At 64.8% G+C, this 15,419-nt stretch carries 18 protein-coding genes and 1 riboswitch; of the genes, 8 read left to right on the top strand and 10 right to left on the bottom strand.

Going from position 1 to position 15,419, the window contains the following annotated elements:
- Positions 1-73 precede the first annotated feature (73 nt).
- From XI03_RS18175 to XI03_RS18160, 4 genes are all read right to left on the bottom strand, one after another.
- On the bottom strand, positions 74-289 hold the full coding sequence (locus tag XI03_RS18175; RefSeq protein ID WP_008544396.1) for a cold-shock protein: 216 nt from the start codon (positions 287-289) through the stop codon (positions 74-76).
- A 268-nt stretch (positions 290-557) separates the two neighbouring features.
- A complete protein-coding gene (locus XI03_RS18170) occupies positions 558-1,418 on the bottom strand; it encodes a 23S rRNA (adenine(2030)-N(6))-methyltransferase RlmJ (RefSeq protein ID WP_271592850.1) in 861 nt (286 codons plus the stop codon).
- 155 nt (positions 1,419-1,573) lie between these two features.
- Positions 1,574-2,266, bottom strand: a complete 693-nt coding sequence (locus tag XI03_RS18165; protein ID WP_271592849.1) for a ribonuclease T2 — start codon at positions 2,264-2,266, stop codon at positions 1,574-1,576.
- A gap of 131 nt (positions 2,267-2,397) precedes the next feature.
- Complete coding sequence (locus XI03_RS18160) at positions 2,398-2,859, bottom strand: hypothetical protein (protein ID WP_028140152.1); 462 nt, start codon at positions 2,857-2,859, stop codon at positions 2,398-2,400.
- A gap of 185 nt (positions 2,860-3,044) precedes the next feature.
- Here XI03_RS18160 and XI03_RS18155 point away from each other — a divergent pair, with 185 nt between their 5' ends.
- Positions 3,045-3,344, top strand: coding sequence for a hypothetical protein (locus XI03_RS18155; protein WP_028140153.1), 300 nt, complete (start codon positions 3,045-3,047; stop codon positions 3,342-3,344).
- Positions 3,345-3,389: 45 nt separating this feature from the next.
- On the top strand, positions 3,390-3,920 hold the full coding sequence (locus XI03_RS18150; protein WP_028140154.1) for a DUF3617 domain-containing protein: 531 nt from the start codon (positions 3,390-3,392) through the stop codon (positions 3,918-3,920).
- 66 nt (positions 3,921-3,986) lie between these two features.
- Here XI03_RS18150 and XI03_RS18145 read toward each other — a convergent pair whose 3' ends face one another.
- The 3 genes from XI03_RS18145 to XI03_RS18135 are packed head-to-tail and all read right to left on the bottom strand — an operon-like array spanning position 3,987 to position 6,664.
- Positions 3,987-5,375, bottom strand: coding sequence for an ATP-binding protein (locus XI03_RS18145; protein ID WP_028140155.1), 1,389 nt, complete (start codon positions 5,373-5,375; stop codon positions 3,987-3,989).
- 18 nt (positions 5,376-5,393) lie between these two features.
- Positions 5,394-6,125: a response regulator gene (locus XI03_RS18140; protein ID WP_028140156.1), complete on the bottom strand. Its 732-nt coding sequence runs from the start codon at positions 6,123-6,125 to the stop codon at positions 5,394-5,396.
- Entirely contained in the window at positions 6,122-6,664 is a 543-nt protein-coding gene (locus XI03_RS18135; protein ID WP_028140157.1) for a MarR family winged helix-turn-helix transcriptional regulator, read from the bottom strand. The genes XI03_RS18140 and XI03_RS18135 overlap by 4 nt, the downstream gene beginning before the upstream one ends.
- A gap of 337 nt (positions 6,665-7,001) precedes the next feature.
- On the opposite strand from XI03_RS18135, the gene XI03_RS18130 reads away from it, so the two are divergent.
- The 5 genes from XI03_RS18130 (at position 7,002) to XI03_RS18110 (ending at position 11,332) form a co-directional block, all read left to right on the top strand.
- Positions 7,002-8,084 carry a branched-chain amino acid aminotransferase gene (locus tag XI03_RS18130; protein WP_028140158.1) on the top strand — a complete coding sequence of 361 codons (1,083 nt, stop codon included), beginning with the start codon at positions 7,002-7,004 and terminating at the stop codon, positions 8,082-8,084.
- 135 nt (positions 8,085-8,219) lie between these two features.
- Positions 8,220-8,744, top strand: a complete 525-nt coding sequence (locus tag XI03_RS18125; RefSeq protein WP_271592848.1) for a YegJ family protein — start codon at positions 8,220-8,222, stop codon at positions 8,742-8,744.
- A 144-nt stretch (positions 8,745-8,888) separates the two neighbouring features.
- Entirely contained in the window at positions 8,889-10,409 is a 1,521-nt protein-coding gene (gene hisS, locus XI03_RS18120) for a histidine--tRNA ligase (RefSeq protein WP_271592847.1), read from the top strand.
- A gap of 55 nt (positions 10,410-10,464) precedes the next feature.
- Positions 10,465-10,731, top strand: a complete 267-nt coding sequence (locus XI03_RS18115) for a tautomerase family protein (protein ID WP_109866587.1) — start codon at positions 10,465-10,467, stop codon at positions 10,729-10,731.
- A gap of 196 nt (positions 10,732-10,927) precedes the next feature.
- Positions 10,928-11,332 (top strand): thioesterase family protein, encoded by a 405-nt coding sequence (locus tag XI03_RS18110; RefSeq protein ID WP_271592846.1) that lies wholly within the window; start codon positions 10,928-10,930, stop codon positions 11,330-11,332.
- A gap of 121 nt (positions 11,333-11,453) precedes the next feature.
- Here XI03_RS18110 and proC read toward each other — a convergent pair whose 3' ends face one another.
- Both proC and XI03_RS18100 read right to left on the bottom strand, forming a co-directional pair.
- Complete coding sequence (gene proC / locus XI03_RS18105) at positions 11,454-12,329, bottom strand: pyrroline-5-carboxylate reductase (RefSeq protein ID WP_271592893.1); 876 nt, start codon at positions 12,327-12,329, stop codon at positions 11,454-11,456.
- A gap of 126 nt (positions 12,330-12,455) precedes the next feature.
- A complete protein-coding gene (locus tag XI03_RS18100; RefSeq protein WP_028140163.1) occupies positions 12,456-12,956 on the bottom strand; it encodes a YbjN domain-containing protein in 501 nt (166 codons plus the stop codon).
- 411 nt (positions 12,957-13,367) lie between these two features.
- Positions 13,368-13,528: riboswitch (FMN riboswitch) on the top strand.
- Positions 13,529-13,603: 75 nt separating this feature from the next.
- Between XI03_RS18100 and XI03_RS18095 the strand changes: the two genes are divergently transcribed.
- Positions 13,604-14,164 carry a 6,7-dimethyl-8-ribityllumazine synthase gene (locus XI03_RS18095; protein WP_038947465.1) on the top strand — a complete coding sequence of 187 codons (561 nt, stop codon included), beginning with the start codon at positions 13,604-13,606 and terminating at the stop codon, positions 14,162-14,164.
- A 113-nt stretch (positions 14,165-14,277) separates the two neighbouring features.
- Here the strand turns inward: XI03_RS18095 and XI03_RS18090 are convergent, their stop codons facing one another.
- Positions 14,278-15,231, bottom strand: a complete 954-nt coding sequence (locus XI03_RS18090) for a ribose-phosphate pyrophosphokinase (RefSeq protein WP_026202002.1) — start codon at positions 15,229-15,231, stop codon at positions 14,278-14,280.
- Positions 15,232-15,419 lie beyond the last annotated feature (188 nt).

Raw genomic sequence — 15,419 nt, 5'->3', positions numbered from 1 at the left:
TCGCGGCCGGGAATTTTTTGCGCCAGGTATTCTTTGCGCCAAGTATTGCGCCGAATGTTGTGCGTCAGGCCCGCTAGGACAGGATGACCAGATTGACCGCCTTCGGTCCCTTCCCCTTCTTGTCGGGTTCGACTTCGAAAGTAATACGCTGTCCTTCCGCAAGGTCCTTCAGTCCGGCTCGCTCCACAGCAGTAATATGTACGAATACGTCGCGGCCGCCGTCGTCAGGCTTGATGAAACCGTAGCCGCGTTCGCCGTTGAAAAACTTGACCGTTCCCGTCATGGCCATCGGGAAACTCCCCCTCATTGCTCCTCCGCCGCGACGCAGACTCACGTCACGGCATGACCGGGCGTTACGAAGCCCGGGAGCTGGCCATCCTTGGGCGGACCGCTGGCGGTCCGGCCGGATCTTTCTTAGGCCTTCACTCCGCCGCAACCATTCGCGGAAGCGGAACGTAAAGCCAGTCACGGAAACAGCATAATACGGTTCTCTGCAGATTGACTACCGCTCCTGCATATTTTTCCCAAGAATGCCGGAGTGTTACGGCTTCTTGGCTCTAGGGCTTGGGCACCTCCAATCGGAATCTGGCAGCACCACCTTGGCCGAGCGGCATTTCCAGCTCGGGCAGGATCGTCTTGAGCTCGCCCTGCAGCGTGTAGGGCGGATTGACGATCAGGAGCCCGGTGGAGGCGAGAGCCCCGCCATCGAGCTGAGGCGCGACGCTGAACTCGAGGCGCAGACAATTTCCCGGCGGCTTTGCTGCAGCTGCGAGCCGCGCCACCGTTTGGACCAGTGTGTCGGTGGCGCGCCGGTTCTTGGCGGGATACCAAATGACGTAGATGCCGGTCGGCCATTTCGCGAAGGCGGTGGAGAAGGCTTCGCCCAGCCGCTCGAACTCGTCCTTGGCCTCGAAGGGCGGATCGATCAGCACGAGGCCGCGCCGCTCCTTCGGCGGCACGAAGGCCGGCAGCGCCACCCAGCCGTCGAGGTCGACCACGCGCGCCTGTTCGTCGCGGCGCAGCACGGCGATCAGCGCTTTCCGCGCCTTCGGCTCGAGCTCGCAGGCGACGAGTCGGTCTTGCGGCCGGAGCAGGCCGCGCGCAATCAACGGCGAGCCCGGATAGGCTTTGAGCTCACCCTTCGGATTGAAGGCGCGGACGACATCGAGATAGGGTTGTACCAGCGCCAGGGTCTCGTTCGACAGGCGTGCCTGCATCAGCCGCGCGATGCCGGTCAGCCATTCGCCGCCCCGGCGCGCCTCGTCGCTGTCGAGATCGTAGAGGCCGGCGCCGGCATGGGTGTCGATGACGCGGAACGCCCCCGGCTTGTCCTGCAGATAGGTGATGATGCGCGCCAGCACGATGTGCTTGATGACATCGGCGAAGTTGCCGGCGTGGAAGGCGTGACGGTAATTCATGGCGGAGAGTTACGACATCGCGCGATGAAAGTAACTGCCGTCATTCTCCGGGGCGGTGCGCAGCACCGAGCCCGGAATCCATTTCGCCACCGGCTATGCGGGACAATGGATTCTTCGCGCTTCGCGGCCCCGGAATGACGGTCTGAGAAGTCGGCCTATCCACCCCTGATCGGCGGCATGGTGACCTGGTCGCGGCGGCAGGTGCGGCGTTCGATCTCGTCGCAAGCGCGGAATTGCAGGTCCTTGCTGAGGCAGATACGGACCTCGGACAGCCGCGTCCGGTTGCAGGTGACCGAGACGGCGGCATTGCTCAGTCCCGGATTGGCCTTGATGAAGGCTTCCTCGACCTCCGCCGGCGCCACGGACTTGGCCTGCGGCAAATCGAGATATTCGGTCGGGATCTTGATCGCAGCGCGCGCCTTGCGGATCGTCTCGAAATAACTGCGGCCCTCGAGGCCCGAGCAGGTGCCGTGCTTATCCCATTCGTTAAAGATCAGGCCCGGCGCCGGCATCAAATCGAGCATCGAGGAGACGATGCTGCGGTTCAGGCGCGGTGCGGGCCGCTGGCAATATTCCGGGAAGCCGTTCTCATATTGCGGCCACAGCCCATGCACCACGAAGGCGTAGGGCCGACCGCTGCACTGGATCTGCGAGCGGCCGCCACGCTCAGCCGCCTCCTCGCAGAACGAGGGCGACCACGATAGCGACAGCACATAGAAGTCGAATTCGCCGGGCGCGTTCTGCCGCTTGTCCTGGGCGTTTGCGCTGCCGGCGAGCAAGGCCAGTCCGGCGGCAAGGGTCAGGGAGATCACGAGACGGGAAAACAAATGCAATCTGGAATGAAACATGGCGACGCCCCTCAACTAGACTGTGCGAGGAAGCCTAGCAGGCGATGGGAACATTTCAAGAACAAAATTCGGGCGGCCGCCGTTCGGCGCCTCGAGCGACCAATCAGGGCTTCCTAATCAGGGCTTCCCGATCAGGGCTTGGCGGCGCGGCAGGCCGGATTGTAGGCCCAGTTGCGGTCGAGCCCGACCACGCACCATTCGACGCCGTTGCCATAGCCGGCGAAGCCGCCATCCTCGATGATCGAGAAGTGCACCTTGCGCACCTTGCCGTCATTGAGCATGGCCTCGCCGGTGCAATAGCGGCGCGGAATGTTGTCGGACTGCCAGGGCCGGAATGCGGTCTCGCGAACGGCGGAGAAGCCGGTGATCCTCAACGAGGAATTCCAGAACGTGCTTTCCTTTTCCCAGAACTGGGTGGCGATGGTCGGCAGCGCCCTGTCGCAATCGGCGACGGCGCCGTCATAGCGCGGTCCGCTCAGCCAGAAGTTCAGCTCCAGCGGATTGGCGGCCCTGGCCTCACCGAGCGACATCGCTCCGAACATGAGGCCGAGCACAGCGGCATAGCGGAGCAATTTCAGGAGGGGGGCGCGCATGGTCAATCCGGACAGCTAAAGTCTTGCGAAGGTTGGACGGTGCCGCGAAGGCCGGGGGAGGTCAAGTGCAGCGCGGCAACACTTCGCCAGGAGTTGACCACAACTTCGTGGTTGGCAGGGCTTGGGTTCTTTCCACTTTCCTTCCGGCACCGTAAACTGGAGACCAGCCAATTGGAGTGACGGGAATGCGAATCATTGCGGCCGCGGGTCTTCTCGCCAGCCTGGTTGTCTCGGGTCTGATGGCGAGCCAGTCGGCGCGCGCCGATTATGTGCCGCCGTTCAAGGGCAACGACACCGGCGGCATCATCGCCTATTCGATGGCCACCCAGGTCGACGCCCGGCAGGCCGCGGTCGATCACTGCGCGCGCTATGGCAAGGTCGTGAAATTCCTGGCGGTGCAGGCCTATGAGGGCGGTTACATCTCGTTCTCCTGCCGCTGGGTGCCGTATGGCGCCGCCGACCAGCCGATCCGCACGCTCTACTGAGGCGCTGTCGTAACGCCGCACTCTCTCAGCCGGGAGCCTTTTCACATGACGCGCAAACTCGCTTTGCTCGGCTCGGCCCTTTGCCTCGTGGTTTCGGCAGGCGGTGCCTTTGCCGACGACCTGCCGGTGCGCAAGGCCGGTCTTTGGGAGATGAAGCTGGTCACGAGCGGCTCGCCCGTGCCCGAGATGACCATGCAGCACTGCACCGACGAGACCGTCGACAAGGAGATGAGCAACAACGTCTCCCCGATGGCCAAGCAGATTTGCGCCAAGCAGGAGATCAAGAAGACCGCGACCGGCTATGTCAGCGATTCCGAGTGCAGCGTCGCCGGCGTCAGCACGACCTCGCATGCCGAGATCACGGGCGATTTCAACTCGGCCTATACGGTGAAGACCTCCTCGCACGCACAAGGCGGTGTCGCCGGCGCTGCGGGACGCGATACCACCATGACGCTGCAAGCCAAATGGCTTGGGGCCTGCAAACCGGACCAGAAGCCCGGCGACATCGTGATGCCCGGCGGCTTCAAGATGAACGTGCGCGACATGGATAAGCTGAAGGCGCTGCTGCCGAAGTAGGTAAGCGTTGCCCCGAAACCGGTGCGCTCCCTCGCCCCGTTCTTACGGGGAGAGGTGAGGCTGCAGCTACACCGGTATCCGCACGCTGGCCCTCAATCCCCCCATCGGACTGTCGCCGAGGGTGATGTCGCCGCCATGCGAGCGGGCGATGTCGCGGGCGATGGCAAGGCCAAGGCCCGTGCCGCCTTCATCCTGGTTGCGGGCGTTGTCGAGCCGCAGGAACGGCTTGAACACTTCTTCGCGCAAATGCGCGGGAATGCCGGGGCCGTCGTCGTCGATCGTCACGGTCAAATAACGGTGATCGCGCTGGCCGGTGATGGCGATGGCCTTGCCGTAGCGCGCCGCGTTGGTGACGAGATTGGCGAGGCAGCGTTTGAACGAGGCCGGCTTCACCGTCACGACGGGCAGGCCGTGGAAGGCGACGGTCGCGGTGTGACCGTGGCGCTCGGCGTCGCCGCGCAGCTCCTCGAGCGCCTGCGCCATGTCGGTCGGCTGCGACTGCTCGCCGGAATCGCCGCGGGCGAAGGCGAGGTAATCCTCCAGCATCATCGACATTTCGTCGACGTCCTTGCGCATGCCCTCGAGCTCGGGGCTGTCGCCGATCAGCGCCAGCTCCAGCTTGAAGCGGGTCAGGATGGTGCGCAGATCGTGACTGACGCCGGCGAGCATCGCGGTGCGCTGCTCCATGGTGCGCTCGATGCGCGATTTCATCTCGAGGAAGGCGACCGCCGCGCGCCGCACCTCGCGCGCGCCCCTGGGGCGGAAGTTCGGCGCTTCGCGGCCCTTGCCGAAGCTTTCGGCGGCGTCGGCAAGACGCAGGATCGGCTTGATCTGGTTGCGCAGGAACAGCACGGCCACGATCAGCAGGATCGAGGAGGTGCCGACCATCCAGAACAGGAATATCTCCGAGTTGGAGGCATAGGCGGCGCTGCGCTGCGCGAACACGCGCATCACGGCATCGTCGAGCTGGATGCGGATCTCGACGAGATTGGAGCGGCCGACCGTGTCAATCCAGAACGAGCGCCCGATCTGGCGGCCGAGCTGCACCGACAGCGTCTGGTCGAGTAGCGAGAAGAACGGCTTTGGTCCCGGCGGCGGCATGTCGCCGGCGGGCAGGAAATCGACGACGAGGCCGAGGCGCTGCTGGGCGATGCGGCGGATCTGCTCGCGATCCCGGTCTTGCGGATACCCCTTGTAGACGTCGATCAGCGCGGCGATGTCCTGCACCACGGCGGCCGACAGTCGGCGCGTCACCGTATTCCAGTGCCGCTCCATGAACACGAAGGCCACGACCGATTGCAGCACCACCATCGGCACAATCATGATGAGCAGCGCGCGGGCGTAGAGGCCGGTCGGCATCCACCCCTTGAACGCGTTGCCCATCCAGCCGTTGACGGCGGAGACGCGGCCGGCGGCGCTTCGGAGCAGCGTCAGGCCGGTATCGATCGTGCTCATCGGTCGCGCTTCACTGATTTATGGCGAGGCTACCAGCCGGTAGCCGATGCCGCGCACCGCCTGGAGGAACAGCGGATTGGCGGGGTCTGTCTCGATCTTGCGCCTGAGGCGGTTGATCTGCACGTCGACGGCGCGCTCGTTGACGCTGCCGTTGCCGGTCAGCGCACTGCGCGGCACGGTCTCGCCCGGCGTCTCCGAGAGGATGCGCAGCATCTCGCGCTCGCGGTCGGTGAGGTGGATGACCTCCTCGCCCTGGCGCAGTTCACCGCGATCGAGATGATAGACGTAGGGACCGAACGCGATCTTCTCCACCGCCGTGGCCTGCGGCGGCGGCGCGGCGCGCTTGAGGATGTTGTTGATGCGCAGCGCCAGCTCGCGCGGCTCGAACGGTTTCGCCACGTAGTCGTCGGCGCCGATCTGCAGGCCCTCGATGCGCGCTTCCGCCTCGTGTCGTGCCGTCAGCATCACGATCGGCACGGAGGAGGATGTCCGGATGAAGCGGGCGAGATCGAAGCCGGTCTCGCCGGGCATCATCACGTCGAGGATCAAGAGGTCGAAATGCAGGCCCAGCAGTTTCGAGCGTGCATCGCCGGCGCTCGCGGCGGTGGTGACGCGGTAGCCCTCGGCGGCGAGGAAGCGCGAGAGCAGATCGCGGATGCGGCGGTCGTCGTCGACGAGCAGCAGATGCGGCGCGTCATCGGCCGGACGCGCTGGCGGGCGGGCGAGAGTGGCAGCGAGCGTCACGGTCACTCCTTGGCGTCGTGGTTGACGGAAGCGAAGATCGTCTCGAGCACCTTGTCCGGATCGTCGCGATCAATCATCGCGCGCAGGAAGCGCTTGACGGTTTCCGCATCCTGCGGACCCATTTCGGCGAGCGCCTTGGTGATCCGCGTGGTCTGCAGACCGGCGAGCTTCTGCACCAGCGCCTCGCCCTTCGGCGTCGCGTAGAGCAGGCGCTGGCGGCGGTCATTGTCGCCGGTCTTCTGTACGATGTAGCCCTCGTCCAGCAGCTGCTTGAGCACGCGGCCGAGCGATTGCTTGGTGATGCGCAGGACGTCGAGCAGATCGGCGACCTTGAGGCCGGGATAGCGGTAGACGAAGTGCATGACCCGGTGGTGGGCGCGGCCGAAGCCGAAAGCCTCCAGCTCCTGGTCGGGATCGCCGACGAAGTCGCGATAGGCGAAGAACAGTAGCTCGATGATATCCCAGCGCAAATTGCCTCCGTCGTCTGCGGCCGGCTTGGGCTCGGCGGCGTCGTGAGAGGAAGTCGCGAAATTTATGTCAGGCATATTGACGTATCTTGGGTTCAATGTTACAAAACGATTGACCAGCACGAAATTTTAGATCGTTTCGCGCGGGTGGCATCGAAGCAGGGCGGCTGGAGAGAGCCGGACAGGCGACGACGGCCGGATCAGATCTACCGTGCGATTGTCGAGCGGCGTTTCGGCAAAACATACTGGACTTCCGCCTTCCGCAAAAGCATGTCCTCGGCGATATGCTGGCCACGGAAACCGGCCGTAACAAGGCTGGCGGCGGTCCGGCCTAAAACCAATCAAGCCAGCCGGGCCCGAAAAGGGCAGGCCGGCGCCAGAACGGCGCCGCCACCGGCAAGCGGGAGGCAAGGACATGAGCATGAAATTCGACATCCAGCCCGCATCCAATCCGACGTCCGAGAAGGACCGCGTGGCCAAGCTGGTGGACCCCGGCTTCGGACGAGTCTTCACCGATCACATGGCGATCGTGCGCTACAACCAGGCCAAGGGCGGCTGGTACGAGGCGAAGATCGAGGCACGCGCCAATTTCCAGATGGATCCGGCCGGCGCGGTGCTGCACTACGCCCAGGAAATCTTCGAGGGCCTCAAGGCCTACAAGCGCGACGATGGCGGCGTGAACCTGTTCCGTCCCGACGCCAATGCGCGGCGCTTCAAGGATTCCGCCGACCGCATGGCGATGGCGCAGCTGCCCGAGGACGTCTTCATCGAGGCGGTCGAGCAGGTCGTGCGTATCGACCGCGCCTGGATGCCGGGTGGCGAGGGCAGCCTCTACCTGCGACCCTTCATGATCGCGAGCGAGACCTTCCTCGGCGTCAAGCCGTCGTCCGAATATATCTTCGCCGTCATCGCTTCGCCGGTCGGCTCCTACTTCAAGGGCGGGCCTGCGCCGGTGTCGATCTGGGTCTCGGAGAATTACACGCGCGCGGCCGTCGGCGGCACCGGTGCCGTTAAATGCGGCGGCAACTATGCCGCGAGCCTGCGCGCCCAGGCCGAAGCGATCCAGCATGGCTGTGATCAGGTCGTCTTCCTCGACGCGGTCGAGCGCCGTTACATCGAGGAGCTCGGCGGCATGAACGTGTTCTTCGTGTTCGATGACGGTTCGCTCTCGACGCCGCCGCTCGGCACCATCCTGCCCGGCATCACCCGCGATTCCATCATCGCGCTGGCCAAGGATGCCGGCAAGACCGTGCGCGAGGAGCCGTATTCGCTCGACCAGTGGCGCAAGGATGCGGCCAGCGGCAAGCTGAAGGAAGCGTTTGCCTGTGGCACAGCGGCCGTGATCTCGCCGATCGGCAAGGTGCGCTCGGTGAGCGGTGATTTCGAAATCAGCGGCGGCGCCGCCGGCCCCGTCGCCATGGGCCTGCGCAAGCAGCTCGTCGACATCCAGTACGGCCGCACCAACGATCCCCACAACTGGATCCGCAAGGTGTTTTGAGATGCGGCGATGCGCGTTTCCCCTCTCGTGAGGAGAGGGGAAACGCGCATCGTTTGTGGTTTTTCGTGCACTGAACGTGCCGTTGCCGACATGCGACAAAGTCTGGACACATCTGGACATCAGGACTTCGCAACCATGGCAACGAAACTCTCCCAACCCATGAAATGGGTCGTTCTCGCCGCAATCGCCGGCGTTTCCGTTTTCGGCATCCTGACCATCGGCCCGATGCATGAGGTGGTCGCGCAAGATCGCTCGCCGATCGTCGATGTGCGCACCAGCGATCCCGAGATGAATGCCGCGATCGCGCGCGCCCGTGGCTCGCTTCCAACTTTCTGGGCCTCCTATGACACGCCGAAGCCGTCGGAGGCTGGGCACGCCCTGAAGGTGCGCTTCTCGACCCGCAAGGGCGGTGAGCACATCTGGATCGGCGAGGTGAAGAAGCTGCCGAATGGGGCCTATTCCGGCCTGTTCGCCAACGAGCCGCGCGACCTGCCGGGCAAGCGGGCAGGCGACAAGGTCGAATTTGGCGAGGCCGACATCTCGGACTGGATGTTCATGCGCAACGGCAAGATCGTCGGCGGCGAAACCATCAAGCCGACGCTGAAGTCGCTGCCGAAGGCGGACGCGGATGCCCTGAGAGCGCGGATGGAGAAGCCGTAAAGGTTGGCCGTCATTCCGGGATGGTCCGAAGGACCAGACCCGGAATCTCGAGATTCCGGGTTCGATGCTTGCGCATCGCCCCGGAATGACGGCGTCCCCTAAGCACCGGTTGCCGCTTCGCGCCCCGGCTGGTAAATGCCGCGCATGGCCGAGAAACCCAAAAAACCCCAGAAACTGAAGGCGCGCCTGCCGCGCGGGCTCGAGGATCGCGATCCCTCAGCGATCCGGGCGACGCGCGAGATGGTCGAGAAGATCCGCGCCGTCTACGAGCTCTACGGCTTCGAGCCGGTGGAGACGCCGGCGATGGAATACACCGACGCGCTCGGCAAGTTCCTGCCCGACCAGGACCGTCCGAACGAAGGCGTGTTCTCGTTCCAGGACGACGACGAGCAGTGGATCAGCCTGCGCTACGATTTGACCGCGCCACTCGCCCGCTACGTCGGCGAGCGCTACGGCACCGACGCTCTTGTCTTGCCCTACCGCAGCTACCGGGTCGGCCATGTCTTCCGCAACGAAAAGCCCGGCCCGGGCCGATTCCGGCAGTTCATGCAGTTCGACGCCGACACCGTCGGCTCGGCAACGCCGGCGGCGGATGCCGAGATCTGCATGATGGCCGCGGACACGATGGAGGCGCTCGGCATCGCGCGCGGCTCCTATGTCGTGAAGGTCAACAACCGCAAAGTGCTCGACGGCGTGCTGGAAGCCATCGGGCTCGGTGGCGACGAGAACGCAGGCCGCAGGCTGACCGTGCTGCGCGCGATCGACAAGCTCGACAAGTTTTCCGCCGATGAAGTGCGCAAGCTGCTTGGCCCAGGACGATGGGACGGCGGCGAGGAAGGCAAGGGCGACTTCACCAAGGGCGCCAATCTGAGCGCCGCTGAAGCTGACGTCGTGCTCGCCATCACCAAGCCGCGCGACGATTGGAAAGAGGCCATTGCCGCGGCCGAAACCTACCTCGCCAAGAGCGAGATCGGTCAAGCCGGCGTCAGCGAGCTGGAAGAGATTGCCAAGCTGGTCACGGCGTCGGGTTACGGTGCGGACCGCATCAAGATCGATCCGTCCGTCGTGCGCGGTCTCGAGTATTACACCGGCCCCGTCTACGAGGTCGAACTGCTGCTCGAGACCAAGGACGAGAAAGGCCGCCCGGTGCGCTTCGGCTCGGTCGGCGGCGGCGGTCGCTATGATGGTCTCGTCTCGCGCTTCCGCGGCGAGCCGGTGCCGGCGACCGGCTTCTCGATCGGCGTCTCGCGGCTCCAGGCCGCGCTGACGCTGCTCGGCAAGCTCGACACCAAGCCGGAGTTCGGTCCCGTCGTCGTGACCGTGTTCGACCGCGACCGCGTCGCCGACTATCAGAAGATGGTGGCTAGCTTGCGCACCGCCGGCATCCGCGCCGAGCTCTATCTCGGCAATCCCAAGAACATGGGCAACCAGCTCAAATATGCCGACCGCCGCAATTCACCGTGCGTGATCATCCAGGGCTCGGATGAAAAGGCGCGCAGCGAGCTGCAGATCAAGGATCTGATCGAAGGCGCGAAGGCGGCCGCGGCGATCGCCTCCAACCAGGAATGGCGCGAGAGCCGACCGGCGCAGTTCTCGTGCAGCGAAGCCGATCTCGTCACCAAGGTGCGTGAGGTCCTGGCCCGTCATGACGTAAAGTGGGGATAGCTATTCCGCCAGGCCGTCATGCCCGGGCTTGTCCCGGGCATCGACGTCTTGTTTGATGGATAAGCACGTGAATGGCCGGGACAAGCCCGGCCATGACGACAGCAACAGGGAGAAAACAATGCCTGAGATCACTGTCAGCATGGCCGAAGGCCGCACCGACGAGCAGAAGGCCGGCATGATGCGCGACATCACCCAGGCGTTGGTGAAGAATCTCGGCGTCGATGCCGATGCCGTCGTCATCCAGATCAACGAAGCCCCGCTCCGTCACAAGATGAAGGGCGGCAAGACCTTCGTGGAGCGCGCGGCGGCGGCGAAGAAATAGCCACTGGCGGTTCGGCATTCACCGCTGTCGTCCCGGACAAGCGTCAGCGCAGATCCGGGACCCATAACCACAGGGAGCGGTTATCTGGCCAGCTGGTAACTCCGAATCTTCGCCAAACTCGATCCTGTGGTTATGGGTCCCGGATCAGCGCTCGCTACGCTCGCTTGTCCGGGACGACAGCGGAGTTTGAGGCACCATGGACGCACGCGATTTCATCAAGGTCGGCATGAATGCCGAGCGCACGCTGGTGGTCCCGGCGGAGCGCACGGTCGGGCATTTCGTGCCGGGCATGCCGTTTGTCTACGCGACGCCGATGATGATCCTGGAAATGGAGATGACCGCGGGCGATTCGATCCGCGCTGCGCTTCAGCCCGGCTGGGTCACTGTCGGCACCGAGGTCGACATCCGCCATCTCGCAGCCGCGCTCGTCGGCGCGACGGTGCGGACCACCGCGAAGGTCGTCGCCGTCGAACGCCGCGTCATCCGCTTCGAGGTCGAGGCGTTCGAGGGCACGCGCAAGCTCGGCGAAGGCCGCCACGCGCGCGGGCTCGTCAATGTCGAGATGTTCAACAGGCGGTTAGCCGCGGGCACGACGCCGTAGGGTGGATTAGCCCTGCGGACTACGCGAAGCGTAGACCGCTTGGCGTAATCCACCAGGTCTGCGTCCTCGGAAATAGAAGAGGTGGGTTACGGCTTCGCCTAACCCACCCTACGGCACCTGCTTACTTCGCCAATTCCTTCGACCGCTTTGTCGCCGCCGCGATCGCGCGGATCATGAGATCTCGCAGACCCGGCTCGGCCATCAGCACACCGAGCGCGGCGGCCGTGGTGCCGCCGGGCGAGGTGACGTTCTGACGCAACGTGCTCGATGGCAGCTCCGACTGGTGCAGCAGCTCGCCGGAGCCGGCCACGGTCTCGCGCGCCAGCCTGGTCGCGAGCGACTCGGGCAATCCGGCCTCGACGCCGGCGCGGGCGAGCTCCTCGGCGAGCAGAAACACATAGGCCGGGCCGGAGCCGGAGACGGCGGTCACCGCGTCCATCAGGCTCTCGTCATCGACCCATTCGACTGAGCCGGTGGCGCGCAGCAGCGCATCGGCCACCGCGCGCTGCGCGGCGCTGACGTTCTTCGCGGCGACCGCAACGGTGATGCCGCGGCCGATCGCGGCCGGCGTGTTCGGCATCGCGCGCACCACGGCGCCGCCGCAGACCTCGGCAAGCGATGCGATTGTGGTTCCCGCCATGATCGAGACCACCGAGGTCTTGTCCGAGACGAACGATTTCAGCTTCGCGCCGGCCTCGCGGAACATCTGCGGTTTCACCGCGACGACCAGCGTCTCAACCGTGCCGACCGTTGTCACATCAGGATTGAGCGCGACGCCCTTGGCGGCAAGCGCGGTGATCTCGGGCGAGATGTGCGGATCGACCACCGCGACACGGCGCGGGTCGAGTCCGCCCGACAGCCATCCGGTGAGCATCGCGCCGCCCATCTTGCCGGCGCCGGCGAGGAGGATGGTGCCGGTGATGTTTTGGAGGGTGCTGCTATCTGCCACTGCGATCACCTTGCAAACGGTGTCGTCCCTGCGAACGCAGGGACCCATAACCACCGGCGGTTCTAGTGGATCGAGAGCAGAGCAACAAGCCGCGCGCCACAAGAGGCATCACGCGGTATGGCCCCGGATCTTCGCTTCGCTTGTCCGGGACGACGGCGCAGCGCTGGGCGAGACTTACGCCTCTCCCACCGTGTCGAACATCGCCGCGTCCATCGCTTCGGTCGTGGTCTTGCCCGCCCACACCACGAACTGGAACGCGGGGAAATAGCGCTCGCAGGCGTGGATGGCGCCGGCGAGCATGGCCTCGCATTGCGCGGTCGAGGCGGTCAGGCCGCCGGGCAGCACCAGGGCCTGGCGGTGCATGACCATGCCGGTGTTGGTCCACAAATCGAAATGACCGACCCACAACTGCTCGTTCACGGCGGCGACGAGCCGCTGCACCTCGCCGCGGCGCGCAACCGGAATCTTCATGTCGAACGCGCAGGCCAGATGCAGCGCCTCGATCTCGCCCATCCAGGTGAAGGAGAGCTGGTAGTCGGTCCATTGTCCCTTGGAGACAATGGTGAGTTCGTCCTCGCCGGAGCGTTCGAACGGCCAGTTGTTGCTGGCAGCGATATCCTCGACCACCGCGAGCGGATGGCTTTTGGAATCGATAGTGCTTTCGAGCAGGGACATGCCGTCTCGACCTCTTGCCTTCTTGTTGTCCTTGATACGCACGCGGTCGGCCCGGCACGCTCCCTCAACGTCGCTGGTGCGATCCCTCGGATCAGCGCGGGCCTGTCGCGGATCAAGTGATGTGATTTGCGGAATCTGCGCAACGGGGTCCCGAGTCCGTCCACAAGTCAGGACTCGTTCGTCCACAGCTCATCTCCGCCACAATTCTTAACGGAGGGAAGTCCTCGATCCGGATGGATGAGAACAAACCGGAATCGGATTCGCGGGGGAGGGCGCCATTCGTTAATTCCGCCGCGCGAGGGCCGGGCCGCCATGACGGCATGGGACCATGCGCTTTCCCCATGCGGAACACGCTTGCTGCGGCCGCCGGCTGGCGTCATATTTCCAGCCAGGCCGTTCATCCCGGACGGCCGATGTTCTCAGGGCGGGGTGAAAGTCCCCACCGGCGGTAAGGGCCGAAAGGCCTAAGCCCGCGAGCGCCTTGCCTAAGGTCTTCTTGCCGAGGGGAAGGGTCAGCAGATTCGGTGCAACTCCGAAGCCGACGGTTAAAGTCCGGATGAAAGAGAACGGTCGGAGGCAGACGCATCGCAAGATGCGGCTGTTTGTCGTTCCGTGTGCCCTGATTCTGGTCCTTGAGAAGGAAAGCCATGAATCAGATGCTGCAAGACCCCAAAACCGAAACTTCTGAAGCCGCCCAACCGCCGGTTCCGCATGACCCGGCGCCCGACCACCCGCGCTTTGCCAAGCCGCAGCGGGTGGCCTTCGTGCAGGCCTGCTGGCACCGCGACGTGGTCGAGGAGGCGCGTATCGCCTTCATCAAGGAGGCCGAGGCGCGCCATCTCACCCATGTCGACGTGTTCGAGGTACCTGGCTCGTTCGAGATCCCGCTGCACGCGCAGGTCCTCGCCAAGACGCGGCGCTATACCGCCATCGTCGCGGCCGGCCTGGTCGTCGATGGTGGCATCTATCGCCACGAATTCGTCGCCGACACCGTGATCAAGGCGTTGATGGACGTGCAGCTGCGCACCGAAGTGCCGGTGTTCTCCGCGGTGCTGACGCCGCAGCAATTCCACGAGACCGAGGTGCACTACGACTTCTTCCGCAAGCATTTTGCGATCAAGGGCGTCGAGGTCGCGGCCGCTTGTGCGGAGACGTTGCTCGGCCTGGAACGCCTGCGCGGCCAGGTCGCGGCGGGGATCGTGGGGTAGGCATGGTCATTCCGGGGCGCGCGAAGCGCGAGCCCGGAATCCATTGATCGACACGGATTGCTGCAAGATGGATTCCGGGTTCGGCGCTCTCGCGCCGCCCCGGAATGACGGTGTCAGTCGAACAGGCTCGACACCGACTCTTCCGCCGCCGTGCGCGCGATCGCGTCGGAGATCAGGCTGGCGATCGGCAGCGTGCGGATGTTCGGCGCCTTGGTCACCGCGTCCGTCGGCAGGATCGAATCGGTGATCACGAGCTCCTTCAGCCGCGAGCCCGCGATGCGGGCGGCCGCGCCGCCGGAGAGCACGCCGTGGGTGATGTAGGCGTAGACGTCCTTGGCACCCTTGGCGATCAGCGCGTCGGCCGCGTTCACCAGCGTTCCGCCGGAGTCCACGATGTCGTCGATCAGGATACAGGTGTAGCCGGCGACGTCGCCGATCACGTTCATGACCTCGGATTCGCCCGCCCGTTCGCGGCGCTTGTCGACGATCGCGAGCGGAGTGTTGATGCGCTTGGCGAGGCCGCGCGCGCGGGCCACGCCGCCGACGTCGGGCGAGATCACCATGGTCTTGGAGAGGTCGAACCTCTCCTTGATGTCGCGCACCATCAGTGGCGCCGCGTAAAGGTTGTCGGTCGGGATGTCGAAGAAGCCCTGGATCTGGCCGGCGTGCAGATCGAGCGTCATGACGCGGTCGACGCCGGCCTGCGTGATCAGGTTGGCGACCAGCTTGGCCGAGATCGGCGTGCGCGAGCCCGACTTACGGTCCTGCCGGGCGTAGCCGAAATAGGGCAGCACCGCCGTGATGCGGCGCGCCGAGGAGCGGCGCAGCGCGTCGGTGATGATCAGCAATTCCATCAGATGGTCGTTCGCCGGGAACGAAGTCGACTGGATGATGAAGGCATCCGAGCCGCGCACGTTCTCCTGGATCTCGACGAAGATCTCCATGTCGGCGAAGCGCCGCACCACCGCCTTGGTCAGCGGCAGGTCCAGGCCCTGCGCGATCGCCTGCGCGAGGGCCGGATTGGAGTTGCCGGCGACGAGCTTGATGGAGCCGTTTTTGGCCGACATAGACGCTTCCTCCCGCGCTTTGCTGGATACGACGTTCAACATCTCAGATCCCACTGGAAGCACGGTTACGACGGGCGAGGAAATATCAGGCCGGAGGCTGCAATGGCAACCCGGGATGCTACGTTTTCCCTTCGAAATCCTGAGTCGGGCCAACGGCTTGGCCGCAACTTGAGGCCGTGGTTTAGCGG

It is taken from the genome of Bradyrhizobium sp. CCBAU 65884 (genome assembly GCF_028128835.1).
Classification (GTDB): domain Bacteria; phylum Pseudomonadota; class Alphaproteobacteria; order Rhizobiales; family Xanthobacteraceae; genus Bradyrhizobium; species Bradyrhizobium ottawaense.
The sequence above is the reverse complement of the archived record's forward strand: the minus strand, read 5'-3'. Positions and strand labels throughout refer to the sequence as shown.

Coding starts and splice junctions, on each gene's coding strand:
- XI03_RS18175 (WP_008544396.1), bottom strand. CDS start 289: ATGGCCATGACGGGAACGGTCAAGTTTTTCAACGGCGAACGCGGCTAC.
- XI03_RS18170 (WP_271592850.1), bottom strand. CDS start 1,418: ATGAATTACCGTCACGCCTTCCACGCCGGCAACTTCGCCGATGTCATC.
- XI03_RS18165 (WP_271592849.1), bottom strand. CDS start 2,266: ATGTTTCATTCCAGATTGCATTTGTTTTCCCGTCTCGTGATCTCCCTG.
- XI03_RS18160 (WP_028140152.1), bottom strand. CDS start 2,859: ATGCGCGCCCCCCTCCTGAAATTGCTCCGCTATGCCGCTGTGCTCGGC.
- XI03_RS18155 (WP_028140153.1), top strand. CDS start 3,045: ATGCGAATCATTGCGGCCGCGGGTCTTCTCGCCAGCCTGGTTGTCTCG.
- XI03_RS18150 (WP_028140154.1), top strand. CDS start 3,390: ATGACGCGCAAACTCGCTTTGCTCGGCTCGGCCCTTTGCCTCGTGGTT.
- XI03_RS18145 (WP_028140155.1), bottom strand. CDS start 5,375: ATGAGCACGATCGATACCGGCCTGACGCTGCTCCGAAGCGCCGCCGGC.
- XI03_RS18135 (WP_028140157.1), bottom strand. CDS start 6,664: ATGCCTGACATAAATTTCGCGACTTCCTCTCACGACGCCGCCGAGCCC.
- XI03_RS18130 (WP_028140158.1), top strand. CDS start 7,002: ATGAGCATGAAATTCGACATCCAGCCCGCATCCAATCCGACGTCCGAG.
- XI03_RS18125 (WP_271592848.1), top strand. CDS start 8,220: ATGGCAACGAAACTCTCCCAACCCATGAAATGGGTCGTTCTCGCCGCA.
- hisS (WP_271592847.1), top strand. CDS start 8,889: ATGGCCGAGAAACCCAAAAAACCCCAGAAACTGAAGGCGCGCCTGCCG.
- XI03_RS18115 (WP_109866587.1), top strand. CDS start 10,465: ATGGATAAGCACGTGAATGGCCGGGACAAGCCCGGCCATGACGACAGC.
- XI03_RS18110 (WP_271592846.1), top strand. CDS start 10,928: ATGGACGCACGCGATTTCATCAAGGTCGGCATGAATGCCGAGCGCACG.
- proC (WP_271592893.1), bottom strand. CDS start 12,329: ATGGGTCCCTGCGTTCGCAGGGACGACACCGTTTGCAAGGTGATCGCA.
- XI03_RS18100 (WP_028140163.1), bottom strand. CDS start 12,956: ATGTCCCTGCTCGAAAGCACTATCGATTCCAAAAGCCATCCGCTCGCG.
- XI03_RS18095 (WP_038947465.1), top strand. CDS start 13,604: ATGAATCAGATGCTGCAAGACCCCAAAACCGAAACTTCTGAAGCCGCC.
- XI03_RS18090 (WP_026202002.1), bottom strand. CDS start 15,231: ATGTCGGCCAAAAACGGCTCCATCAAGCTCGTCGCCGGCAACTCCAAT.